This is a genomic window from Paenibacillus vandeheii, from assembly GCF_030433635.1.
GTDB classification, from domain to species: Bacteria; Bacillota; Bacilli; order Paenibacillales; family Paenibacillaceae; genus Paenibacillus; species Paenibacillus vandeheii.
The window spans coordinates 495,726-520,166 of the sequence record NZ_JAROCD010000001.1; the positions used below are offsets into that span (position 1 = coordinate 495,726).

Genomic DNA, 24,441 nt, shown 5'->3' on the forward strand with positions numbered 1-24,441 from the left:
TGAGATGTATCCAATATCGCCGCTCTACACGGATTATTTAAGACGGCCAGACCGGGAATTTATCGTCAAGGCTCTGGTGGGCAGCGAGGAATACGATAGCAGTAGAATCGTGGATTTCAGTATTGAGAACAGTTTGAGCCTGACCGATGGTTTCCAGATCGGGACGGCCATCCCTTCTAAACTGACAATTAAGCTACGAACAAACGAAATCATTCCAGCGAATGCGCGTATCGTGCCATACCTCTCGCTGTCTCTGGCTGGCCTGACGTGGCTAGAAGCGCAGTACCCATGGCAAGACATGAATATTACTTGGACGGGCTCAGGGACGGACTGGTTGCCGCTGGGTGAGTTCTTTGTCGATGATCGGGAAAAGATCAATGATGTCTGGACGTACACCTGTTACGACAAGCTGGTTATGGCTGACGTGGCGTACATATCATCATTGACGTATCCGACCACGCAAAGAGCGGTCTTCAACGAAATTTGCAACCGGCTTGGCTGGACGTATGATAGCAGCGTAGTGATTAATCCGGCCTATCAAGTGCAGGCAGGGCCAGCAGGGTACACTATGCGCCAAGTCCTTGCCTATATCGCTTCCGCGAATAGCGCTAGTATTTTTATTGATAAGGCTGGCACATTGAAATTCAAGCGGTTTACGGCTGCTGAAGAACCTGTATTTGAAATGACCACCGCAGATTATGTGGTTGCCAAAATGACTAACCCTGTCAAGTCATACAGCCGTGTAGTAGTGACGTACAACACCGAGGATGATTTGCAATATGAAGCGGGTACCGGGGATGAGAACCATACCCTCTACCTGGAAAACCCGTTCATGACCCAATCGCAAGTAAACAATCTTCACGCTGCACTGAATGGCTTTGCTTATCTGCCTTTGACGATGGAAGCGCGGGGGTATCCTCAGTTGGAACAAGGGGATGTCATCGGATTTGTGCAGCAGGAAGGCAGCACTTGGATTGATACCGTGTCAACATGGGAAGATACTCAAATCCCATGGAACGGGCTTGTAGAATACAAGTCAATCATCTTACACCAGGTGTTCAGTTTTGCAGGTGGCTTGAAGATGAGTCTGGAAGCACCGTCTGTGTCCGAACAGCGGAGCGAATTTGTGGTTGAAGGTAGCCTAACGCAACAAGTGAACAAGCTGAATAAGGATGCGGTCAAGGAAGGGAAGTCCTACTATGGGGCTACCATCACCCGTACAGAGGGGTTGATCATTGAACGGGAAGATCATAAAAGCAAGGTCATTCTGAACAGCGACAAACTATCATTCCAGGCCGATGGTCAGGACAAATTGTACTTCGATCCGGTTGCAGGCAAATACAAATTCATAGGCACGCTGGAAGCTTCGGATGGTGTGTTCAGCGGCACAGTTTCCGGTGGACGCATTGTGGGTGGTAGTATCCAGATAGGCAACTCATTTTCCGTCAACGAGTCCGGCCATATGGTTGCGGTTGGCGGGGAGTTTAGCGGTACGATCACGGCGGCAGTCATCACAGGGGGCCAGATTAACGGTGGTACCATCAATGGTTCAACCATCATTGGTTCGGTTCTGAAAACAGCCAATAGTGGTAGGCGCATTGAGATTGATACGGCTGGCTTCCGATCGTATGATTCCAGTGGACGCAACCGGATACAGATGGCGACTACAGATGATTCTTTGGCCGCTGCTCTAATCTTTAGGGATGCAAACGGAACATCGGTGGGCGAGATCAATTCCTATTCAAACAGTGGCGTCCTGACCATGTATGGAAATAGCATCATAATTGGTTCGAACAATACATCAAACCCTATACGGATGCAAGGGGCAGTCACCTTTGCTGGGGCTGTAACGTTTAACAGCTCTAACATAAGCGGTAGCATCCCTATGTCAGTTATCTCAGGATTGATGAATGAGATTAATGCGCTCTGGACAGCTGTGAATGGTAAGGCTTCAGCAAACCATACACATACAGTAACTACCGCTCATCATAATCACGGTAATAGTGCAAATAATCCGAATACTGGTGGTGGAACCTTTACGACATCGACCCCGTAATGTATCATATTAGGTAAATTGAACCAATTGCGGAGGTATAGTCATGAAGAAGTTTGCACACAAAGTTGCATATATTGCTGGCGGTATTATTATCGGCGTTGTTTTTTCGACATCAGCAGGCGCATTTGCCGATACGATCAAGAGTATGGTAGGAAAAAAAGTAACCGGAGAATATAGTATCGTTGTTAATGGACAATCTCTTGTCGAAAAAGGGGCGGTAATAGATTCTCGGGCAAACGTACCTGCTAGAGCTCTTTCAGAAGCGTTGGGAGCTGACGTTAAAGTGGAGGGGAGAACGATTAGCATTACATCTGATGAGGTACTTACGGATACAGGGAATACTGAAACGTCCACAACAAACAAATATGATGGTTTGTCAAAAACTTCGATTGAAGAAAGCATAAAAACTTTGAAAGAAAACATCATTCCTTTCAATGAGAGAATGAGAGCGAGTGTCCTCGCCGAGATAGAACAAGCCAAAACTGCCGGAGCAGATGAGTTGGTAAAAACAAAACAGAACCAGCTCAAGGAAGTTGAAAGTCAACTTTCTCAAGCTAAACAAGATTTGTCTAATGCCGAATCTGCTCTGTCTACAGCAAAATAATATCAACATTTCAGAGAGTCCATTCATGGGCTCTTTTTTTGTTGCCCTGGAAAGGTGTGATTAGCATGGAAGAACAGCGATTACGCGAGATTATCCGTGAGGAATTGATTGCCCATGACGAACGGACCAAGTCCGAGGTTATCACGATCCGCGTCAATGATCAGATGAAGGGCACTATGCTTGGAATCATGAAGAATATGAATTGGAGTGGTACAAGTGAAAATTAAGAAGGTGCTTGAACTATCTGTAGACGTGACTGACATTTTCCGCGAGAGTCCTTTGGTAATCCGGGCCATGGTTGATACATTGCCCACGCTGGATTCACAGGTTGCGTTCCTTCGGGCAATTCACCAGGACGTTGAAACATTATTGAAAGGAGTTGTTACGAATGGCGAACCGGTTCGCGAATCTGGAGGGCAGCAAAAAGATAAGTGAGGATTTCCAAAATATTAACATCGGCTTTGACCGTGTGCAGGCTGAAATGGATACCAAAGGTACACCAGCAGATGCCCAGGCTAAAGCCGATGCAGCCAAGGCTGCTGCTATTGCTACTGCAGCCGAAGCTCTGGCAACCCACAAGGCACGGGGAGCTGATGAGCATCCCACGGCAAAAGGCAATGCAGCGGGATTCATGAGTGCTGCGGATAAGCTCAAATCTGATGCCAGTACCAGCGCCGCAACGGCTGACACACTTATGCAGCGTGACGCAGAGGGACGGGCCAAGGTAGCAGCTCCAGCCGCAGCGGATGACATTGCCCGTAAAGCTGAAACGGATGCGGTACAGACCAAGCTGGACAGTCATGCAGCTGATACGGTTAAGCATGTGACCCAGGCTGAGCATGACAAGCTAAACGGGATTGCTGCAGGAGCTGAGGTCAACCAAAATGCCTTTGCCAAGGTGAATGACGTGGAAGCTTCCAGCAAGTCCGATACAATTAATTTTGTGGGCGGTGTCGGGATTACAGTCTCCACAAATCCAGAGACAAAACAGGTGACCGTAACCGCAACAGGGGAAGCAACGCCGGGGGCTCACGCGTTAACCCACCTTCCGGGAGGTACAGACGTCATTCCTGACGCAGTGACAGGCGGGTTGTCAGGACTCATGAGCGGAGCGGATGCCAAATTTGTTCGTGAAGATGGCGAGAGTAAAACTGGAGCGCAAGCAAAGGCAGATGCAGCTAAACAGGCCGCAATAGATGTGAGTCTGCCCCGTGCAGGCGGTGCTTTGACAGGACCGCTACGTATAAGTAGCTGGGGAGATATCAGCGCAAGCAGTGGTGGATATGTGTTGTATGGTCATAACTGTTATCTGGATGCGACTGGCGTTGTATATCGTTACCGTAACACTCACGCCAATATGGGGGCGCGAGGGATCGTGTTTAGGCTTGGTTCTGGACTTCAAGGAGCTTGGATGTTTGACATGGGGGCAATCGCGACAACAGCAGGGGCATCCTTTACGCCTGTCCTAAAGCGTATGCTTAATACAGATGACTATAGCGCAATCGTGCAGGATTATATCCGGCAGCCCGGATATGCGGCTACTACTGGCACGGCAACAACGTACACAGCTGCGCTTGATCCGGCGCCTGCATCTCTACCTGATGGATTTGGAATTACGATTGTGCCGCACGTTGCAAACGGAGCAAATCCTACCCTCAACGTTAACGGTCTTGGTGCGGTTGCGCTAAAGGATCAAAAAGGGGTAGCTTACACTGCTGGAAAACTGGTCGCAGGAAAACCATACACATTTCGAAAAGTTGGGTCGGATTTTTTGGCCGATAGCGGGTCGAGTAGCGGTACGGCTCAACCCGCACAAGTATTAGCTGGAGCAACGTTTGGGAATGACAACGGAGATCAAGTCGGAACCATGCCTAATAATGGTGCGGTTACGCAGAACATCACAACTCAGAATGGAACTTACACTGTGCCGGAGGGATACCATAACGGGACTGGCACTGTTCGCGCCGCTATAACAAATTTATCCGCAGGAAATATCAAGTCTGGAGTATCAGTAGGTGGAGTCGCCGGATCTTTTACTGGAAACTCATATGTCAATAACGTTCTATTACCAGGGAGGGGTAGCATTAATATTGATGTAGGGTTCACATACAATTCTGTCTTTGCATCATCCGATGCGAATACAGCTTATTGGGCTTTTTTGATTAAAAACAAGAAGACGTACAACAATCAGCCGTATTTGCAGGTAGCGAGTGGCGGGTCAAATATAATAACTTTGTCTGCCTCGGATTACGCTGCGAACCAAAACGTTGGATTAGATGTCTATTAGGAGGGTAACTATGTCTGACCAAATTAGAGAATTTCTAGCATCAAGTTTTGGAAATGCTATCTGTTTTAAATCATCGGATTTAAAAATAACTTACTTCTGCACCTATGAAGACTTTATCATCATGTTTGGCGAAGTGATTCGAAATGGTATAGAGAACGGCTTGGGTACGGATCAGTTAATTGAAGAAATCAAGGTTCATGATCAAGTTATGGGCTATGGCTGGTCCAATATTCTACAAACAAGTACAGACCAAAACGGAAATATCGTGTAACGGGCGTTCCGAAATCGGAGCGCTTTTATTATGCCCTCTGGAGTGGTCAGGGGGCTTTTTATATTCAGATAGAGACGGGGGAACGGTATGGAATGGACGGTACTGATCAGCGTTGTCGCAGCTATTAGCGGACTAATATTAGGGTGGTCAGGGCGCACTAGATCTTTTAGGCAAGACATTATCCAAGAAGCGGGAGCTGATGCCTTGCAACGCGCAGATGTGGATTACATCAAGCGCGGCGTGGATGATATTCGACTGGAACAGAGAGTTCAGGCGCAGCGTGTAGATGCTTTGTCGGAGCGGGTGACACGGGTCGAAGAGTCGGCCAAGCAAGCCCATAAACGGATTGACCGAAAAGAAGATAATGGGGGCGTATAAACTATGGAATGGGAAATTATTAACGGTTTGATTGATGCGAGATTACTTGTTGTCCTGGCTGCCTGCTGGGTTATAGGTTACATCCTCAAGCAAACGCCACGGGTACCGGACTGGACCATCATTTTTATTGTGACGGCGGTCGCTATCGTGTTTGTGTTGCTGATGCTGGGCCTGTCGGTTGAGAGTGTGGTACAGGGCATCCTGGTAGGCGCTGTGGCGGTCTATGGTAATCAATTGGTTAAGCAGACGAAAAAGGGAGTTGATACAGATGCAAGCGCGTAAAACAGGTAATGCCCAAGGGATTGACGTATCCCATCACAACGGTAATATCGATTTTAGAAAGGTAGCCGCTGACGGGATTTCATTCGTATTTATTAAGGCGACACAGGGTAAGTCCTTCCGGTCAAACAAGTTTCTGCAGTTTGTCAAAGATGCAAAGGCAGCTGGCCTGCTGATCGGTGCATATCATTACGTGGATGACTCTGCTGGCAGCGTTGATGCTGCGAAGGCAGAAGCGCAGAATTTCTACAGGGCTATCCATGATGCTGGCGGGATTGGCACGTTCGACTTACCACCTGTCATGGATTACGAGTCCAACAAAAATGGCTATAGCAAATCGGTTATCACAGCCGTAGCGAGGGCTTTCCTTGAAGAAACTCATAGGCTGACCGGAGTTAAGCCGCTGGTATATACATACCCGGCGTTCATTGGCAACTTTACAGGCTTGTCCTCCTATCCGCTCTGGATTGCACGATACAGCACACAAACGCCTGCTGATGCTTCTGGTTGGACACGATGGGATTTTTGGCAATATTCAGACGGATCAGCAGGGGCTTATCTGCCACGGGGAAACCGAAAGGTGGACGGAATCAGCGGAGCCGTGGACCTGAATGAATTTGACGGCACAGTGGAAGAGATGAAAGCAAAGTATTCTAAGAAGAGTGAACCCGTGAAGGAGGACAAGCCAGTGACACAGGAGAGAGACATTAACGTCCCAAGTAAGTGGGCCGAAGCAGCATGGGCAGAGGTTACAGCCAATGGTTATTTTGATGGGACACGTCCAGGGGCAACTATTACACGTGAGGAAGCTGGAATTGTTGTTAATCGGCTAAGGGAAAATTTCCTTAAGCTGATTGCAGGAATTAATGGTGATGTAGCCGATATGGATGAGCGTTTGAAAAAGATTGAAGCAACGCAGGAATAATACTAATCGCTTGGAAATACAAAAGGCCCTACCAGTACGTTCTGGCGGGGTCTTATTTGCGTTTGTAAGACTCATTCTGCTGGAGCTTCACCTTTCCCTCTTCTGAATAACTACCTTAAGTTCCATATTGTTAACCTTCCGCTGAAATTCAGAAGCGTATTCCTTACATTGTCTAAGCCCTCTTTCCTCAGTTTCACTATAGAAAACGTGAAGCGAAAAGCCGTTTGCCATAACTTCCAGTCTGTATAGGTTCATTATGTATACCCTCTCGTTGAGATGTTTCCATAAATCATACCAAAAACAAACGAAAAAACTACTTCATTTAAACAAATAAGCGATAATATGAAGTTTATATTCGACAATATAATATCTATTAACAGGAACATATGTTCCGTGTATAATGTTAGGTATATCTTTGGCACAAAGTCAATTCGCGGTTTTGTGAAGTATTGAGATGTAAAGTTTTACCTTCGGGACGTTCGACACATTGCGACACAACATGTCATAGGAAAAAGGTATTATTTTCTTATAAGTTTAGAACAAAATGTTCTAAATAATCCGGGGGAGTGCGGTAATACCGCCTCATGTAAGCTTCATATCAAACTCATATAAATCTTCCCATTTACACCCTAATATCATCACGGCAGTGTACATATCTTCAGGCAGCATCACACGGGTGTCATTACAATAATGGGAAATCATTCGCTGGGATCGACCAGACCGATTAGCATATTCAGTCTGGGTCCACCCCCTAGCGGTTATGAGTTCAAGAAGCCTACATCTCCCTCGGGAGATTTCCACTTAGACAACTCCTTGTAACTTGTTACTTTTCGAGACAATTATATCACGATAAGTTTAGATGAGAAAACAAAGACCGGGGAAGAAATTTTACATCAAGGGAGAGGGTCGCATGATAGAAGAGTGGATTAAAATTGCTGCTGATATTAAGCAAGAAGAAATGGTGGATATCTGTGAAGAAGCAACTGATACAACCTATAAAGAATTGATAAAAAATTTAGAGGAAATAAAGCGGAGCCACCCTGAGTTAATTTTAGTTACTGATAAAATTGAAAACTTGTTTATAAAAAAGACGAGAGAGGACGTTGCTGCAATTTTCTATAAAACGCTTGTTGATGGAATAGAAATAGGAAAAAATATAAGATGAAAATCAAATAGGGGAGTTGGGGGAGAAATGGGGGAGGAATTGGGGGAGAACCAGATAAATACAGATAAAACTAGATTAAAGCGAATTAGAAAAGTCCTTATGTATCAACGGTTTGTGTAACATTAGATAGGATTAGATAGTGGCTAAACCGACTTTGACAGGGTAGGGGTCAGTGGTTCGAGCCCACTACAGATCATAACAAAAAGTCCTTGCGCAGCAAGGGCTTTTTTCTTTTTGTCTGTTTTTTTGAGAAGGCATTATGGAAGACTTGGGGAACAATTGGGGGAGGAAAGTAAAAGAAATCTATCCTTCGTGGCAACCTTTTCACTGAGTTGTTTTCTGCAAATCAGCAAGATTCTGTCTCCCCCAATTGCAGAGAATCTCCAGCACAGGCATCAGCGTTAATCCTTCACGAGACAAAGAGTATTCTACTTTTGGCGGTAATTGCGGGTACTCTGTACGGATAATTAATTGATCGGCCTCTAATTCCTTCAGTTGAGAACTTAACATTTTATGCGTAATTCCATCCAAGGCTCTTTTTAATTCTCCATATCGCAATGTTTCTTTTTTCCATAACCAAAACAAAATATGCATTTTCCATTTTCCACCGATCAACGACATGGCGTGTGAGAATGGTCTAACGTTTACTTCCTCAGCAGTTTCCATATTCCACTCTCCTTTTAGATAGTATCTATCTTTTAAGTGCATACTATACTCTCATTTCACCCTACTATACAATAACTCATGAAACAGAGACAAGGGCGAGCAAGCCCAATAGAAGGAGAGAACATATATGGAAAATAATAATCATAATTTCTTGCAGCCTTATACATTTACGAATGGTTTTACGTTGAAAAATAGAGTGGTTATGGCGCCGATGACAACGATGTCCAGTTTCTTCGATGGTTCAATCACCAATGATGAAGTTGATTATTATGCAGAACGTGCTGGTGGCCCTGGTATGATCATTACGGGTGTTGCGTATGTAACCGAAGGGGGAAAAGGCTTCGAAGGTGAGCTTTCCATCGCAAGTGATTCTACAATTAAAGGACTTTCCAAAATTGCAAGAGCTATTCAGAAGGACGGAACCAGAGCGATTGCACAAATCTTTCATGCAGGACGCAAAACGAATTCCAAAACGCTAAGAGGTGTTCAACCCACCAGTGCGAGCGCAATCGCCTCCGTGCATCCAACAGGCTCGGAGACGCCGCGCGAGCTGACTTCCGAGGAAATCGAAAGCATTATCAAAGACTTCGGCAGAGCAACCTTACGCGCGATTCATGCCGGTTTTGACGGGGTAGAGCTTCACGGGGCGAACACGTATCTTTTGCAGCAATTTTTCTCCGTGAATTCCAATCAACGGACGGATCAATGGGGCGGCAGCTTTGAGAATCGCATGCGATTTCCGCTGGCGGTCATTCAGGAGGTCGCATCGATTATCGACGCCCATGCGGATAAACCCTTTATCCTCGGTTACCGGATTTCACCGGAAGAAATTCATATGCCGGGCATCCGACTCGAAGACTCTTTGGCTTTTGCCCAAGCTCTGACAGACACTCGGGTTGATTACATTCATCTGTCGATGGCCAGCTACAAACGAACATCCTTAAATCAACCTGAGGACAAGGAGCCGATCTTAGCCAAATTCGTCCGGGTTTTGGACAACAAGAAGCCTCTGATTGGCATTGGATCGATTGAACGGCCAGAAGATGCGGAAGAAGTCATCCATGCCGGGGCAACCTTGGCTGCACTCGGCCGGGAATTGATTCGCGAGCCAAAATGGGTGCAGAAGGTGGAAGCAGGAGACCTTGCCAGCATTCGCTATCAAATATCTCCATATGATATGGATGAATTGCGCATTCCATTGGCGATGCAGACTTATCTGGAGGGCTCGTTCCGGGAGGTCATGCACTTCACCACCGACGGTCAGGTGGATAATGACTACCAGAATTCGCTTGCGCCGATGGAGGGATTTGAGAAGAAGATGTAGTGGGTCGAATATATAAATAGGTGAATTCAACTTTTGGATAAGTAATAGACATTAGACATTTATCTATTAAGAAGCAACCATTTCCTTGTATTACACGAGGGGATGGTTGTTTTTTTATTTTACAATAATGATTTACAAACACAATTAAATTGTGTACAATTTAATTGTTAGCTAAACAAAAAGCGGCATCATCATTACAAAATAAATTAAAACATACAGAGGAGCCAAACCAAATGAAAACATTATATGAAACGACAGTAATCAATACAGGTGGACGTCAAGGAATTGTACAATCGCCAGATAACGTATTTATGCTTGATGTTGCTGCCCCACCTGAGCTGGGAGGCAAAGTAACGACAGCTACGAATCCAGAGCAATTGTTTGCAGCGGGCTACAGTGCTTGCTTTAATTCCGCGTTAGAGTTTCAGTTGAAGAAACACAACGTCGAAATTGAGAAAAGCACGGTTTCTGCAACGGTTATGCTTGTAACGGACCCTACGGATAATGGTGTGAAGCTGGAAGTGGAACTTGAAGTTAAAATTGAGGGGCTGGACGAGGAGACTGCACAGAAGTTTGTCAAACTTGCTCATGACTACTGCCCGTACTCCAAAGGCATCAAAGGAAATGTTAATGTTTCCGTAGAACTGGCATAATTACTGCGTTGGTCATATTTGAAGGTCGAAGTAATGCTTAAACTACAAGATTTTGTTTTGTTGTTCATTCTAAGCCTCCGAGAAATCGGGGGTTTTTTCGTATTCTGTTATTCCATGGGCGATGTCTCTGGGCACAAGGGAAATAAATGATAGAACTCAATTTTGATTGAAATATACCCATATGGGGTATATTATAGACGTAGAATTAAAAACCCAAAGGAGTGCAACTCATGAAAAAGTATGCAATGTTATTACTGACTACGGTGATTATGGGCAGTCTGATGTTAAGTGGATGTGGCAAGAATGCTGAGCAGGACAATCACAGTAGTGACAGTCATACAACGAGCACAGGCGAGATGCACCACTCCGAATCAGGGGAGTTACCGGAAGGAATTCACGTAAAGAGCAATCCTACATATCCAGTAGGCAGCCAAGCCATAATGAGCGCGGACCATATGCAAGGAATGAAAGGTGCAAAAGCGAAGATTGTGGGGGCTTATGAGACGACGGCGTATGCAGTCTCGTACACACCAACCACAGGTGGAGATCCAGTGGAAAATCATAAATGGGTTATACAAGAGGAAATTCAGGACCATACAGATCAACCGTTTGCAGCAGGAACAGAGGTTGTGCTGAACGCTGATCATATGCCAGGAATGAAAGGCGCTAAGGCCATAATTGACTCGGCAGAGCAAACCACGGTATATATGGTTGATTACACACCAACTACAGGTGGAGATCCGGTGAAGAATCATAAATGGGTCACGGAAGAAGAATTGTCTGCAAAATAAAAGAGTTTCCATAGATACTAGCGTAGCTCGTTCATATCTTCTTTTTTGAGAATTAACAAATTTTCATTCAATTATGGGTTATAATGGGATGAGAATGAACCAAAGTTGTTGGAAAGGAGAATGCATATGATGGACTTCAGCAAGCCACCCCATGCCTCCGAGTCACATACACACAAACAGCGTCATGAAGAAAAGGAACAACAGCTTTTAGCCGGAGGGAAAAGCATTTGGTGGGAAATCAGTAACTGGCTGATTCTCGGTGGCATACTCGTGGTGATCTTCGTATTGTTTAAGTACGTTTTCTAGTAAAGAATAATCGTTGAATTTAATCTAATAATGGATGTATGAATAGTGCAATACTCAAAACTCCATCCTTAAAATGGAGCATATACACAATCATGTAGGAGAAATATTAAAACGTTGTAAAAGGGCCATATTAAATGGGCTCTTTTTTTCTTGTACGGATAAAATGACATCTCAAGCTCATGACAAATGACAAAAATAAATATTTGTCATTTGTCATGAGCGATGTTAATCTATTTTCAATGGAGGTGACTTGAGGATGGTGTACCCATCTTATTCATATGGAAAAAACTTCTGAATTTTTAACCAAAGAACAAATCATCGCAGCAACGCAGGAAACGCTCAGACGTTTCGGTGTTGCCAAGACATCTGTTACGGATGTCGCTAAATTGCTCGGGGTCAGTCACGGAACCATTTACAGGCACTATAAAAGCAAGAAAGAATTACTTGAAGGCGTGACTGCACAATGGCTCGAAGATGAGATTATCGCGCCTTTGACAGCAATAACTAAGGATCAGAGTTATAGCGGAGAGGGAATACGTCATCTTAAAGTATATATAGAAGCATTAATTCGTCTTAAACGTCATTATGCCGAATCCGATGCAGAGTTGTTTGAGATGTACGCACGGGTGACACAGGAATCGGCAGAGATCATCAATAAACATGTGCAGCATCTTATACGTCATTTGAGTGAAATCATTCAGCAGGAGAACCAGTTCAAATACAGCAATCCAGATGTAGTTGCAACGGCGATTCTTCAAGCTACAGCTCGTTTTCATCATCCGGCACACGCCTATGAGTGGCTAAGCCCTACCATTGATGCGGAATTCGCACAGGTATGGTTGTTGTTAGAAAAAGGATTATTACATTTGGATCAAGAGAGGGAGTAATCGTAAATGAAAAAGCTAACAGGTAAAGTGGCCATTGTAACAGGCTCATCCCGGGGCATAGGACGTGCCATTGCAGAGCAGCTCGCTGAATTGGGAGCGGATGTCGTCATCAACTATGCGAGCAGTCCCGACAAAGCAGAACAAGTGGCGGACATTGCTCGCCAAAAAGGAGTACGTGCCATTATCGTTCAGGCTGACCTTGCCCGGAAGGATGATGTGGAGCGTTTATTTTCACAAACGATGAGTGAGCTCGGTAAAGTTGATATTCTGATCAACAATGCAGGTATCATGAAGACGACGCCTTTAGCGGATGTAACGGAGGAAGAATTTGATCAGCAGTTTGCAATCAATGTGAAAGGTACGTTCTTTGCCTGCCAGCAAGCGCTGAAACATATGGAGGACCAAGGCCGAATTGTTAACTTCTCCACCTCTGTAACGGGACAGATGTTTCCGGGGTACAGCGTGTATGCAGGAACCAAAGGAGCAGTAGAACAGATCACCCGTCAGCTTGCCAAAGAATTTGGTTCAAGACAAATCACCATCAATGCCGTTGCACCAGGCCCGGTGAATACCGAATTGTTTTCTGCTGGCAAGACGGAGCAACAGCTTGAAGGCATGCGTAAAATGAATGCCTTTGGTCGTCTGGGTGAGCCGGAAGACATCGCAAATGTGATCTCTTTCCTCGTCAGTGCAGAGTCTCAGTGGGTTACAGGACAGACGTTGCGTGCAAACGGTGGCTTCATTTAACGATATCATGCACGAAGTTTATTCCTTTTGACACACAACCGGGCGAATCCCCATATGATGCATTACATCAGCAAGCAATTGGGGAAATGGGGAATCCGGGATGGCAAAAGCAAAGGTAAAAAAAGCTCCCGTATTAAAGAGTGACAAACTTCGTGTATCGATGAAGTTGGTTACTTCGGATGTATGTGAGCGTTGCAAGACCCCCTGTACACGAGGAATGGATTATGCAGCACGGATGCGAACGGATGGAGCTGTAGGCAAGGGCGTACCTTGTATATTGACTCGTCATACTTCGTAGTTCCAGCAGTATAATAAGGGACTCACAAGAAGTTCGTATAATTACGCATTGCCAACAACAATACTATAGAGGCGCCCTTTAACAGGGAACGCCTCTTTTTGATCGTTCCAAGGGGTGGAAAATATTCTGGATAAAAAATGAAAAATGATGAAAAACAGCGCAACTTTGTTGCTGAATCTGCAGTATAAATGTACAACAGCTAGCAGCAGGGGAGGGAATATTGACGGAATGAAATGGAAAAGAATTTTGCTGTGTGTCACGGTATTCTCCTTGCTCGGCGGGTCTTTATTGTTTGCAGATTCAGTGAACGAGAAGATTCGGGTTCTCATAAACGGCAAGGAAGCAGCTGACGGTGGTTATCTCATTGACGGAACGACCTATGTACCTGTAAGGGAAGCGGGAGGAATCGCCAGATGGGATAGCACAAACAAGAGAGTAACGGTTATCAAACCGAATGTACATATTTTTCTCTTCAAGGGAGATACCGTGTTTGGCAACGTGAACGTGGGTAAGCTGAAATTTAATGTGTTCTCACAAGTCGACAGTTTGACAACAGATATAGCTGCCGTGAAGGTGACGATTACCAATCCAAGTGGTGATGTTAAGGATATACAGTCCCAGGAGCTTAAGACCCAGAAGGATAACTTCTGGTTCCGAACGTACGATTTTACGTATGACTTCAGCCGGGCTGGCAAGTACCAAGTCGGTTTTTATATTAAAGAAAATGCAAACAGTAACTATGTGCTGGCAGCTGAGAAAATCATTACCGCGCTGAACGAATGAAGCAAAAATAACCTTGTCGGTTAAATTGACCTGGCCCTATGAACATGTTACGATATGCAAGGTTACACAATATCTATTTATAAAGCGAGGTATTTCAATGAGCGATCACACACATGAACACGGCGATGCCTGCGGTCACGACCACGATCACGACCACGACCACGAGCATGAAGAAGTTCTTCTGACACTGACAGACGAGAACGGAAATGACGTGGAGATGGTTTTGGTGGAGACGTTTGACGTGGAGAAGCATGTTTATGCGCTCCTGCTGGAACGTAACAATCCTGAAGCTGACGGCATCATTCTGCGTATGGAAGAAGAAGACGAGGAAATGGTGCTCTACAATATTGAAGACGAAGAAGAGTGGACCCGTGTTGAAGCGGCGTACAACGAACTCGTTGCAAGCCAAGAATAGTCATCCTTTTGGAATAAAGCAAGAAGGCTCCTTGATCACAGGGGGCCTTTTGTTTGCTTTTTATTAGGCTTAAATGCTGCTTTTTCTTGCGAAAGGGACAGTGGAATAGGTGGAAAAATGCAAACGATACAGCGATCATAAGCCCATGGCAGTTCAATCTTCTTGGAGAAAAAAATAAAAAGGACCAAGCATCCCGCTTGGTCCGTAGAGATCGATTAACTCCATGTAGAAATGGCTGTTTTAGAAAATGGCATCTGCTTCCACAATGACTTTCACGTTGGTTACGCTGCGGTCCTCGGGTCCTTTTACAGGAAGTCCCACTTCAACATGATCAATGATGTAATCGATGTTTTCCTGAGTGATAACCTCACCTGGCAGCAGAATCGGAATTCCTGGTGGATAGACATAGATGAATTCCGAAATAATCCGGCCCGCGGATTCCTTGAATGGAATGACTTCGGTATCACCGTAGAACGCATCGCGTGGAGTCAGCATCAACTGTGGTACATCGGGTACCTTGACTACCAGCTCATGGGCTGGATTCACTTGATAATACGTACGGGATAGATCTTGCAGGGCGTTCAGCAAGATTTCTATGGAATCATCCGTATCTCCAGGCGTAATGAGGCACAGAATATTATACATATCACTGAGCTCCACCTCGATTTTGTAATGCTCACGTAGCCAGTTCTCTGTTTCGTAGCCTGTAATGCCCAGGTGGCGAACATGAATGGTTACTTTGGTTGGGTCGTAATTAAAGGTAGCCTCTGTGCCCAGCACCTCTCTGCCGAAGCAATACAGTCCGTCCATATCATTAATGGAGCGTCTTGCAAACTCAGCCAGATCAATGGCTTTCTGTGCCATCTGATGGCCATTCAGAGCCAGATTACGTCTCGACGTGTCGAGCGAAGCCAGCAGGATGTAAGAAGTCGACGTTGAAGTCAACATACTCAGAATGGTTTGAACACGTTGTGGATTCACATATCCATTCTTGGTGTTCAGATTGAGTACAGAACTCTGTGTCATCGAACCACCCAGTTTGTGCACACTCGTTGCAGCCATATCAGCACCGGCTGCCATGGCAGAGAGCGGCAGATCTTCATGGAAATGAATGAGTACGCCATGCGCTTCATCCACAAGTACTGGGACCTGATAGCTATGCGCCAGTTCAACAATTTCTTTCAGATCGGTACATACGCCGAAGTACGTTGGGTTAATGACGAGCAAGGCCTTGGCATCGGGATGACGCTCAAGGGCACGTCGGATCGCGCCTGTAGTAACACCGTGATCAATCCCCAGATTGGCATCCTGCGCAGGAGAGACGAACACGGGTTTCGCTCCTGAGAAAATAATGGCAGACATGACCGATTTATGCACATTACGGGGCACAATAATCTTGTCACCCGGCTCACATACCGACAGAATCATGGTCATGATGGCACTGCTTGTGCCCTGTACACTAAAATAGGTATAATCGGCTCCGAAGGCATCGGCTGCCAAAATCTGCGCTTCCTCAATGACACCGGTTGGCTGATGCAAATCATCTAGCGGAGCGATGTTAATCAAATCTATGGAGAGGGCGTTATCGCCGATAAATTCACGAAATTCGGTATCCGTTCCCAATCCTTTTTTATGTCCCGGAATATGAAATTGCACCGGATTGAGTGCCGCGTGATTTTTTAAAGCGGTAAACAGCGGCGTACGGCGGTGATCCATCAGTGCTGTCACAACCTTTCCTAATTATAATTTGTAAGAAAAACGTCTTTCGACGTAAATTCTATGAAGACAGACCGCATGTAGCGGAAGTTTTTCTTGCGATCACGGATGGATTTAGTTCAGCTTCGCTGAGAACTTATCATTTTGTAATCTTAAACAAATTTGAGTATAGCAAATTAAGAACCGAATGCAAGCAGTATTGCTTGACAATTTTTCGAATTGCTGAGATTTGGACACATCCCCGAGGGTTACAGTAAGCATAGGAGATGGGCAAGCAAGCATCGAAAGGGGAAAAAGAATGCAAACCAATACAAAACCAGCCAAAATCTTGCGATCACCTTTTTTTATCGCTATGTGGCTAACGCTTTTTCTAGTTGAGATTATCAAGGGTGCCTTGCTGGTCGCTGTTTTGCCCGTGTATATGGACAATATTCTGGGCCTGTCCGCTGGCGTGATTGGTGTGGCCTTTGCCCTTCAATATTTGGGTGATAATCTGTTCCGGGCTCCCTCTGGCTGGGCAGCAGAACGAATCGGGTTCCGTGCCACGATGGTAACGGCCCTAATTTGTACATTAGTCGCTGTAATCATGATTATCTTTTTCAAAAGTGCATTTGGACTTGCCATGGCTTGTCTTATTCTTGGAATTGGTACGTCACCCCTTTGGCCGTGTGCCATGACAGGTGTGACGGCGATGTCGGGGCCGCAGAACAAGAACGGCACAGCCATGGGCGCGCTGGAGATGGCGGCTCTTGGAGGGACCGGACTTGGTCCAATCGGCATGAACTGGCTGCTGGAACGGACGCATCACGATTATCGCACCATTTTCCTGGTATTGATGGGTGTTGCCATTCTGGTCATTCTGGTCGCGCTGATTTTGCCCGGACGTGTCGTTGTTGAGGGAGAGCATGCGGAAGGGGAGAGCAAGCGGGCGGATATGAAATATCCAGCTAAACCGAATTTGCTTACGCCTTTCATCCGACTCAAAAAGAGCGTCCAGGGTACACTGCAACGGGTACGTAGTACTCTTAATGTGAATCCGCTTGTATATCCTGCATTGTTCATGCAGTCCTTTGTTATTGGTCTGCTTAGTCCGGTAATCACGCTGTACACACGCACAGACCTGCATATCTCACCCAACCTGTACAGCCTGTTGCTGATAGCAGGGGGTGGGATTACGGTCATTGCACTGCTGCCTGTAGGGAAAATGGTAGACCGGTTTGGAACAGCACCCTTCCTGAACATCGGGTTTTTGATGGCAGCAGCGAGTCTGTTTGCATTTTCATCCATTACGTCCATTCCTGTGGTGTTCGGTATCGTTATGCTGGTTGGCGTCAGCTATGCGATGATTCTCCCGGCCTGGAATGCGTTTGTAGCCACATTGATTCCCAAAGGAGAACGCGGAGCGATCTGGGGGTTCTTCCTGACCCTACAGGGGTCAGGCATGGTCGTAGGACCGATTGTATCCGGACTGCTGTGGGATCACATTAGTCATCCGGCTCCATTTATCGGAAGTGCTGTCGTTATGGCTGGACTTGCTGTTGTGCACTATGTGTTATCCCGTAATCCGTATCGTACGGCCCCTGCAAAATGATGCGATTGAAGTCCGATGAGGATGAGTTGATAAGAAGAGGGAGTTCCAACGACCGTACAGGTTGTGGAACTCCCTTTTGGTGTAGATAATGCATCCATTCAGCTAACGACCAGAAGGTAATTCTGCCCGGCTTATGTTTCATTTCTGAATAAGAATCAATCGCTCTCTGACTCCATCCTCTTTAAGAGAATGACATCTGTATACCTTCATTTCGCGTCCATCATAGCATGAAAATCGGGGGCTTGCCCCTGTGCATCTGCGGAAAGCTGCGATCCCTCGGATCAATCGGTGAAAAATAGTCAAATAACCAAGTACCCTTACATAAAATGAAGTATAAAATAGGGTAAGCCGATTGAGTAGAAGCGATTGAAGAAGATGGCCGGAGCATCTCCGGTACAGATGGAGGGAGTGCCGTGAATAAGAGTTATGAAGTTGAATATTGCAATCTGGAGCTGCGGTTCAACCGTCGGCATATCCAAAATTTGATCAAAGACCTTATTCGTGAGGGGTATTCACTATATTGGAGCGAGGACGAATCCTTTTTTATTCTGTCAGTCCGCACCGGACGCAAGCTGGTAAAGCTCCGTTTTCAACAGACGCGCAGTGGGAATTACAAGATGACGGGGGATTATATTATTAAGGATGCAAAGCTTGCGGAATGGTTGGAGAAGCTGATTGGGGATACGCGCGGGCATGCCGTTGTGAAACGGTTTAAGGATCAGCAGATGACCGTGGAGAACATTTTGTTTGGTGAAGTCATCCGTCTCGTTGAAGTGTCCGGGTTCAAACAGCGCGTTATTTTTCAAAAGGAACCTGCGCCGACGGCGGAAGAAATGGAAGAGATGTTCCTCTCGCGCGAAGGCGAGGAGCGCCTCCTGCTGCTGCGTATGGAAGTGGACGATGAACTGGAGCGTCTGCATGCCGCCATTCAGATGGATAATATCGAAAAAGCAGATGCCTGTCGTAAAGTCCTAAAGCAGTTGTCAGGGCACATGTTGATGCTGGAAGGCTGACATTTAACGCTGTATTTATGAAAATACGATGAACACCTCAGGCAATTGGGGTGTTTTCTCGCTGTGCGACCATGGTCCGGGGTTCACTTCTATGCGTAAAACCGTTAAAATGAGGGTATTGTTGAGAGTACATTTCAATAAAATTAATTGGAGCAAAGGATGGAGGACCAGATGGCGAAACAACAGATCGGTGTCATTGGACTTGCAGTAATGGGCAAAAATTTGGCCCTTAACATTGAAAGCAGAGGTTTCTCTGTATCGGTATTTAACCGTTCCCCGGAGAAAACCAACGATCTTCTGAAAGAAGCCGAAGGTAAAAACCTGACAGGCACATTCTCCATTGAAGAGTTTGTGGCATCCCTGGAATCCCCGCGCAAAATCCTAATCATGGTACAAGCTGGTTACGCAACCGACGCAACCATTGAGCAACTGCTTCCTCATTTGGATGAGGGTGACATCATCATTGATGGCGGTAACGCCTATTTCCCTGACACCCAACGTCGCAGCAAAGAGCTGGAAGACAAAGGCATTCGCTTCATCGGTACAGGCGTATCCGGTGGGGAAGAAGGCGCGTTGAAAGGCCCGGCTATCATGCCAGGTGGACAAGAGAGTGCGTACAAGCTGGTTGAACCGATCCTGACAGCCATTTCGGCCAAAGTCGGTGACGATCCTTGTTGTACATATATCGGACCAGACGGTGCCGGACACTATGTGAAAATGGTGCACAACGGTATCGAATACGGAGACATGCAGTTGATTGGTGAAGCTTACCACCTGCTCAAATCCGTGTTGAATGTGTCCGTTGAGGAGCTTCATGCCATCTTTACAGAATGGAATCAGGGAGAGCTGGACAGCTACCTGATCGAAATCACGGCAGACATCTTCTCCAAATACGATCCGGAAACGGGTAAACCAATGGTTGATGTCATTCTGGATGCAGCTGGACAAAAAGGAACAGGCAAATGGACAAGCCAAAGTGCGCTGGATCTCGGCGTACCTTTGTCCATGATTACGGAATCCGTATTCTCCCGCTTCCTGTCTGCGATGAAAGACGAGCGTGTGGCAGCGAGCAAAATCCTGAACGGACCTGCGGTTGAAGCATTCTCCGGTGACAAAAAAGCGTTCATCGAGAATGTGCGCAAAGCGCTGTTTGCAAGTAAAATCGTATCCTACGCACAAGGCTTTGCCCAAATGCGCGCAGCTTCGGACGAGTACGGCTGGGATCTGAAATATGGCAACATCGCCATGATCTTCCGTGGTGGCTGCATCATCCGTTCGCAGTTCCTGCAAAACATCAAGGAAGCGTATGACAAGGATGCAGCACTGAAAAACCTGCTTCTGGACCCATACTTCCAAAACATTGTTGAATCCTACCAAGGTGCATGGCGTGAAGTTGTGGCTGCTGCAGTAACTCAAGGGGTTCCGGTTCCTGGATTCTCCAGTGCATTGTCCTACTACGATAGTTATCGCACAGAGCGTTTGCCTGCAAACCTGTTGCAAGCACAACGTGACTACTTCGGCGCACATACGTTCAAACGTCTGGACAAAGAAGGCAGCTTCCACCACAACTGGATGGAATAGTAATGTATATACGCAAGTCCGTGAGTTTGGCTAAAGCGTCTTGAATCAGGGGCCTTGGCTGGAAGAAAGGCATGGACGAACGCTTGGAAAAGGGGACTTGGAGAGTCGGTTCATACCGATGAACTCCAGGTCTCTTTTTTTAACCGCATGTGTAAGCTGGTCCTACATCTTACGAACCCGAGAAGCTCTATTTCGTGAATATGAGCCTTTTCTATTCTCTAACGAACTCAGAAGGTCCTATTTAGATCATTTGGAGTGAAATTCCGCTGTGTTGAGGGTGTTTTTGAAAAATAAGTTTTCTGAGATTCGTTACAATTTTATAATCGCCTATCATTCAGAAATAAGCTCATCTGAGTTCGTTAGAAATCTATGGAGTAAGTGGACTTGCTTTGAGATACCTTAGAAGTGCTTGTGACCAAAGGGAGGGGAGTCGTTAGTAGGATAGCCTTCCCCAGTCCGCAGGGCTGTGTTATGATAGGACAAAAGTGCTCACGAATTGCTTGAATTAAAGGAGTGTACACCTTGAGCAAGTCTAATAATATTATTCTCATCGGCATGATGGGAACTGGCAAATCAACCGTCGCTGACATGCTCGCTCGAGAGCTGGGCTATCGACTGATTGATGTGGACGCTGCGGTGGAGAAAGAGGAAGGCTATACGATTCCTGAATTGTTCACAGGCAAGGGAGAGACGTATTTCCGGGATGCGGAGAGTCGAATGTTGTGCTCGGTGCTGGAGAAAAAGGCGCAGGTGATTGCAACCGGAGGCGGTGTCGTTCTGCGTTCCGACAACTGTGATGTCATGTCGAAGAACGGCTGGGTGGTTGCCCTGACTGCCGATCCGGCAGTGATTGTAGAACGCGTCAGCGGCTGTGAAAATCGTCCGCTCTTGGCAGGCAATGCGGAGGAACGCATTCAGACCATTATGCAGGAACGGAAGGACGCATACCGGTTTGCGCATTACACGGTGGATACAACCGAGTTATCCGCTTCTGAAGTGACTCGTTTAATTTTAGCGCATTACCGCGTCTAAGCTTGTAATTGTTTCTATGCCGGAGGATGTTAGTGGTGAGTGGGGTCATGTAATTTTGGCGGATAGATGTGAAAAACGGGCCGATTGGCCCGTTTGACTGACTGTAAGGATCATGATGTACAGGGCTTATGATGAACTGCTGATTGCAGCTGTCCTAACCCCTATATCCCGATACTGATGTTTTTTAGTCTTCCTGCTGCCATTGCAGCATGCCGCCAACCATATTGGTGCAGCCATCATATCCGAGCTGCTGCAAATACTCACAGGCACGCTCGCTGCGGTAACCGCTGCGGCAGATCAGAACAATCTCACCGGACTTTTGAATTTCAGACAGTCTGTCCGGAATCTGTCCGAGTGGGATGTGTTTGGCTCCCTCGATCATGCCTTGAGCGACTTCATCGTCCTCACGGACGTCTATCATCTGCAGCTTCTCTCCCGCCTGCAAACGGCGGCGCAGCTCAGAAGGTTCAATTTCAGCAATTTGTGTCATATTCAGGTCCTCTTTTCTGTATGGACTTAACGCCTATAATGATACCCAAGCGATGTATGGAATGTCAATTTGGCAGTATAGCATCACCACATGTATCCTGAACCAAATACGTAGCAGGATCATCTAACGAAGCACATTATAATCAATGAAGGAGAATTTCATCCATGGACGTTATCGTTAAACCGACCCCATCCCTGAACGGGGAAATTGGAGCTTTGTCTTCCAAAAACTACACTACACGCTACCTGCTTGCTGCCGCATTGGCAGAAGGCACGAGTACGATCCATTACCCGGCCCATAGTGAAGATAGTGACGCAATGCGCAGATGTATTCGTGATCTTGGAGCAGTCCTTGAAGAAGATGACAGCAAAATCGTCATCCAGGGCTTTGGCAGCCATCCACGGGATGTGCGTGAATTGAATGTAGGCAATGCAGGTGCAGTGCTCCGTTTCCTGATGGGGGTAACGGCACTTTGTCCTGAGGTTACGTTTGTGAATACGTACCCGGATTCTCTGGGCAAACGTCCACATGATGACTTGATCGATGCACTTGGTCAGCTCGGGGTTGAAGTACAGCACGAACAAGGGCGCTTGCCGATCACGATCAAAGGCGGTCAGGCCAAGGGAGGACATATCCGTGTATCCGGTTCGGTCAGCTCCCAGTACTTGAGCGCATTACTGTTTGTCACGCCTCTTCTGGCCGAAGACAGCACCATTGAAGTATTGAACGACCTGAAATCCAAAGTGGTCATTGGTCAGACGCTGGAAGTACTGGAACAGGCGGGCATTGTCATTCATGCGAGTGATGATTACATGTCCTTCCGCGTACCTGGCGGTCAAGCCTATAAACCACAAACATATACGGTTCAAGGAGATTACCCGGGGTCAGCAGCTGTTCTCGCGGCCGCGGCAGTTACCCAATCCGATGTTAAAATTTTGCGATTGATGGAACAGAGCAAACAGGGTGAACGTGCCATTGTTGACGTTCTGCGCATGATGGAAGTACCTTTAACTCATGAGAACGATGTGGTACACGTTCAAGGTAACGGTACATTGAAAGCCGTAGAATTCGACGGAGATGCCGCGACAGACGCGGTTTTGGCGATGGTAGCGGCAGCTGTGTTTGCGGAAGGCACTTCACGGTTCTATAATGTAGAGAACTTACGTTACAAGGAATGTGACCGAATTACGGATTATTTGAACGAACTGCGGAAGGCGGGAGCCAACGTAGAGGAACGCCAAGCCGAAATTATCGTACACGGTCGTCCGGAAGGTGTAGAAGGCGGCGTTGAGATTAATGCTCACTACGATCATCGTGTAATTATGGCACTGACCGTTGTCGGTCTGCGTTCGAAAGAACCGCTTCGTATTCGGGATGCACACCATGTAGCGAAGTCTTATCCGCAATATTTTGATCATTTGCAGGCGCTTGGCGCCTCGGTTCAATGGGTAAAAGAGTAAAATAACACGTTTAAGAGGTTGTTCAAAAAACCGCTTTTGATTACGAAGGATGCCTGGAGGCATCATCAGCATCGAATATGGAATTCAGCCGAAATAAGCGGATGCTTGCGAAGTATGTTTCCTTCGGAAACATTGTAGTTGCTCACGTAGTTTTCCCTACGCTCCGCTACTCCATTTCTAACTGCACCCCATCTTCTCGGTACTGAGAACCGGTCTTTTTGAACACGCACTTTAAGCAGAAAAGGATGGTGCTTGAACATGGAATTTAACAATCCTACTCGTGAAGAAATTGGACAAATTTTGCGCAAGGCAGGCAACATCGCAGTCGTCGGCTTATCGGACAAATCAGATCGAACTTCCTATATGGTAGCGGAAGCCATGCAAAGCAGAGGGTATCGCATCATCCCGGTAAATCCACAGGTACAAGGTGAGATTCTCGGTGAGACCGTATATGCAACTCTTGCGGATATCCCTGAGCCAGTCGATATCGTGAACGTATTCCGCCGCGATGAATATTGCGCGGATGTCGCTCGTGAAGCTGCCGCGATCAAAGCGAATGTATTGTGGCTCCAGCTTGGTATCCATAGTGATGAGGCCGTACAGATTGCTGCTGAGAACGGCATGACAGCGGTGACGAATCGTTGTATCAAGGTAGAGGATTCCATCGTTCTGCGCGGTGCTGGACGCGGTTAAATCTCGATCAAGCAAAAATCCCGTCAACGT

Annotated in this window: 28 protein-coding genes; 25 read left to right on the forward strand and 3 right to left on the reverse strand. The window is 46.4% G+C overall.

Annotated elements, in window-relative coordinates; genetic code table 11:
* Positions 1-4: 4 nt before the first annotated feature.
* The 10 genes from P5G61_RS02325 to P5G61_RS02370 all read left to right on the forward strand — a co-directional run bounded on the left by P5G61_RS02325 (position 5) and on the right by P5G61_RS02370 (position 7,965).
* Complete coding sequence (locus P5G61_RS02325; protein ID WP_301244037.1) at positions 5-2,056, forward strand: hypothetical protein; 2,052 nt, start codon at positions 5-7, stop codon at positions 2,054-2,056.
* Between the two features lie 43 nt (positions 2,057-2,099).
* Positions 2,100-2,660 carry a stalk domain-containing protein gene (locus P5G61_RS02330; protein ID WP_301244039.1) on the forward strand — a complete coding sequence of 187 codons (561 nt, stop codon included), beginning with the start codon at positions 2,100-2,102 and terminating at the stop codon, positions 2,658-2,660.
* Positions 2,661-2,725: 65 nt separating this feature from the next.
* A complete protein-coding gene (locus P5G61_RS02335) occupies positions 2,726-2,887 on the forward strand; it encodes a hypothetical protein (protein WP_301244041.1) in 162 nt (53 codons plus the stop codon).
* The gene (locus tag P5G61_RS02340; protein ID WP_301244043.1) at positions 2,877-3,095 is read left to right on the forward strand and encodes a hypothetical protein; all 219 of its coding nucleotides are present in this window, start codon (positions 2,877-2,879) and stop codon (positions 3,093-3,095) included. The genes P5G61_RS02335 and P5G61_RS02340 overlap by 11 nt, the downstream gene beginning before the upstream one ends.
* The gene (locus P5G61_RS02345) at positions 3,049-4,947 is read left to right on the forward strand and encodes a hypothetical protein (protein WP_301244045.1); all 1,899 of its coding nucleotides are present in this window, start codon (positions 3,049-3,051) and stop codon (positions 4,945-4,947) included. The genes P5G61_RS02340 and P5G61_RS02345 overlap by 47 nt, the downstream gene beginning before the upstream one ends.
* A 10-nt stretch (positions 4,948-4,957) precedes the next feature.
* Positions 4,958-5,218 carry a hypothetical protein gene (locus P5G61_RS02350; RefSeq protein ID WP_301244047.1) on the forward strand — a complete coding sequence of 87 codons (261 nt, stop codon included), beginning with the start codon at positions 4,958-4,960 and terminating at the stop codon, positions 5,216-5,218.
* Positions 5,219-5,305: 87 nt separating this feature from the next.
* The gene (locus P5G61_RS02355; protein WP_301244049.1) at positions 5,306-5,596 is read left to right on the forward strand and encodes a hypothetical protein; all 291 of its coding nucleotides are present in this window, start codon (positions 5,306-5,308) and stop codon (positions 5,594-5,596) included.
* A 3-nt stretch (positions 5,597-5,599) separates the two neighbouring features.
* A complete protein-coding gene (locus tag P5G61_RS02360; RefSeq protein ID WP_301244051.1) occupies positions 5,600-5,878 on the forward strand; it encodes a phage holin family protein in 279 nt (92 codons plus the stop codon).
* Positions 5,865-6,800 (forward strand): glycoside hydrolase family 25 protein, encoded by a 936-nt coding sequence (locus tag P5G61_RS02365; protein ID WP_301244053.1) that lies wholly within the window; start codon positions 5,865-5,867, stop codon positions 6,798-6,800. Before P5G61_RS02360 ends, P5G61_RS02365 begins: the two co-directional genes overlap by 14 nt.
* A 910-nt stretch (positions 6,801-7,710) precedes the next feature.
* Positions 7,711-7,965 carry a hypothetical protein gene (locus P5G61_RS02370; RefSeq protein WP_079694180.1) on the forward strand — a complete coding sequence of 85 codons (255 nt, stop codon included), beginning with the start codon at positions 7,711-7,713 and terminating at the stop codon, positions 7,963-7,965.
* 324 nt (positions 7,966-8,289) lie between these two features.
* On the opposite strand, the gene P5G61_RS02375 is transcribed toward P5G61_RS02370, so the two are convergent.
* Positions 8,290-8,631 (reverse strand): winged helix-turn-helix transcriptional regulator, encoded by a 342-nt coding sequence (locus P5G61_RS02375; RefSeq protein ID WP_301244057.1) that lies wholly within the window; start codon positions 8,629-8,631, stop codon positions 8,290-8,292.
* Between the two features lie 127 nt (positions 8,632-8,758).
* Between P5G61_RS02375 and P5G61_RS02380 the strand changes: the two genes are divergently transcribed.
* The 9 genes from P5G61_RS02380 (at position 8,759) to P5G61_RS02420 (ending at position 14,835) form a co-directional block, all read left to right on the forward strand.
* Complete coding sequence (locus P5G61_RS02380) at positions 8,759-9,955, forward strand: NADH-dependent flavin oxidoreductase (RefSeq protein ID WP_301244060.1); 1,197 nt, start codon at positions 8,759-8,761, stop codon at positions 9,953-9,955.
* 233 nt (positions 9,956-10,188) lie between these two features.
* Positions 10,189-10,608, forward strand: coding sequence for an organic hydroperoxide resistance protein (locus P5G61_RS02385; RefSeq protein ID WP_301244062.1), 420 nt, complete (start codon positions 10,189-10,191; stop codon positions 10,606-10,608).
* Positions 10,609-10,838: 230 nt separating this feature from the next.
* Complete coding sequence (locus P5G61_RS02390; protein ID WP_301244064.1) at positions 10,839-11,399, forward strand: DUF1541 domain-containing protein; 561 nt, start codon at positions 10,839-10,841, stop codon at positions 11,397-11,399.
* 126 nt (positions 11,400-11,525) lie between these two features.
* The gene (locus P5G61_RS02395; RefSeq protein ID WP_301244066.1) at positions 11,526-11,705 is read left to right on the forward strand and encodes a hypothetical protein; all 180 of its coding nucleotides are present in this window, start codon (positions 11,526-11,528) and stop codon (positions 11,703-11,705) included.
* 278 nt (positions 11,706-11,983) lie between these two features.
* Positions 11,984-12,592 carry a TetR/AcrR family transcriptional regulator gene (locus P5G61_RS02400; protein ID WP_301244068.1) on the forward strand — a complete coding sequence of 203 codons (609 nt, stop codon included), beginning with the start codon at positions 11,984-11,986 and terminating at the stop codon, positions 12,590-12,592.
* A gap of 6 nt (positions 12,593-12,598) precedes the next feature.
* A complete protein-coding gene (locus P5G61_RS02405) occupies positions 12,599-13,339 on the forward strand; it encodes an SDR family oxidoreductase (protein WP_301244070.1) in 741 nt (246 codons plus the stop codon).
* Positions 13,340-13,439: 100 nt separating this feature from the next.
* On the forward strand, positions 13,440-13,637 hold the full coding sequence (locus P5G61_RS02410; protein WP_285078564.1) for a hypothetical protein: 198 nt from the start codon (positions 13,440-13,442) through the stop codon (positions 13,635-13,637).
* A gap of 228 nt (positions 13,638-13,865) precedes the next feature.
* Positions 13,866-14,420: a stalk domain-containing protein gene (locus P5G61_RS02415; protein WP_301244074.1), complete on the forward strand. Its 555-nt coding sequence runs from the start codon at positions 13,866-13,868 to the stop codon at positions 14,418-14,420.
* A gap of 97 nt (positions 14,421-14,517) precedes the next feature.
* The gene (locus P5G61_RS02420; RefSeq protein WP_024631163.1) at positions 14,518-14,835 is read left to right on the forward strand and encodes a DUF1292 domain-containing protein; all 318 of its coding nucleotides are present in this window, start codon (positions 14,518-14,520) and stop codon (positions 14,833-14,835) included.
* A gap of 240 nt (positions 14,836-15,075) precedes the next feature.
* Here the strand turns inward: P5G61_RS02420 and P5G61_RS02425 are convergent, their stop codons facing one another.
* Positions 15,076-16,551: an aminotransferase class I/II-fold pyridoxal phosphate-dependent enzyme gene (locus tag P5G61_RS02425; protein WP_301244313.1), complete on the reverse strand. Its 1,476-nt coding sequence runs from the start codon at positions 16,549-16,551 to the stop codon at positions 15,076-15,078.
* Between the two features lie 298 nt (positions 16,552-16,849).
* Between P5G61_RS02425 and P5G61_RS02430 the strand changes: the two genes are divergently transcribed.
* The 4 genes from P5G61_RS02430 (at position 16,850) to P5G61_RS02445 (ending at position 21,768) form a co-directional block, all read left to right on the forward strand.
* Positions 16,850-18,142: an MFS transporter gene (locus tag P5G61_RS02430; protein ID WP_301244076.1), complete on the forward strand. Its 1,293-nt coding sequence runs from the start codon at positions 16,850-16,852 to the stop codon at positions 18,140-18,142.
* Between the two features lie 413 nt (positions 18,143-18,555).
* A complete protein-coding gene (locus P5G61_RS02435) occupies positions 18,556-19,155 on the forward strand; it encodes a hypothetical protein (RefSeq protein WP_024631160.1) in 600 nt (199 codons plus the stop codon).
* A gap of 171 nt (positions 19,156-19,326) precedes the next feature.
* Positions 19,327-20,736 carry an NADP-dependent phosphogluconate dehydrogenase gene (gene gndA, locus P5G61_RS02440; RefSeq protein ID WP_079349566.1) on the forward strand — a complete coding sequence of 470 codons (1,410 nt, stop codon included), beginning with the start codon at positions 19,327-19,329 and terminating at the stop codon, positions 20,734-20,736.
* 522 nt (positions 20,737-21,258) lie between these two features.
* On the forward strand, positions 21,259-21,768 hold the full coding sequence (locus tag P5G61_RS02445; protein WP_301244079.1) for a shikimate kinase: 510 nt from the start codon (positions 21,259-21,261) through the stop codon (positions 21,766-21,768).
* 184 nt (positions 21,769-21,952) lie between these two features.
* Here P5G61_RS02445 and P5G61_RS02450 read toward each other — a convergent pair whose 3' ends face one another.
* Positions 21,953-22,258: a rhodanese-like domain-containing protein gene (locus P5G61_RS02450; RefSeq protein ID WP_024631157.1), complete on the reverse strand. Its 306-nt coding sequence runs from the start codon at positions 22,256-22,258 to the stop codon at positions 21,953-21,955.
* A 164-nt stretch (positions 22,259-22,422) separates the two neighbouring features.
* Here P5G61_RS02450 and aroA point away from each other — a divergent pair, with 164 nt between their 5' ends.
* Together aroA and P5G61_RS02460 are read left to right on the forward strand one after the other, a co-directional pair.
* Complete coding sequence (aroA, locus tag P5G61_RS02455) at positions 22,423-23,718, forward strand: 3-phosphoshikimate 1-carboxyvinyltransferase (protein ID WP_053784276.1); 1,296 nt, start codon at positions 22,423-22,425, stop codon at positions 23,716-23,718.
* A gap of 258 nt (positions 23,719-23,976) precedes the next feature.
* A complete protein-coding gene (locus tag P5G61_RS02460) occupies positions 23,977-24,411 on the forward strand; it encodes a CoA-binding protein (protein WP_024631155.1) in 435 nt (144 codons plus the stop codon).
* Positions 24,412-24,441: the final 30 nt, after the last annotated feature.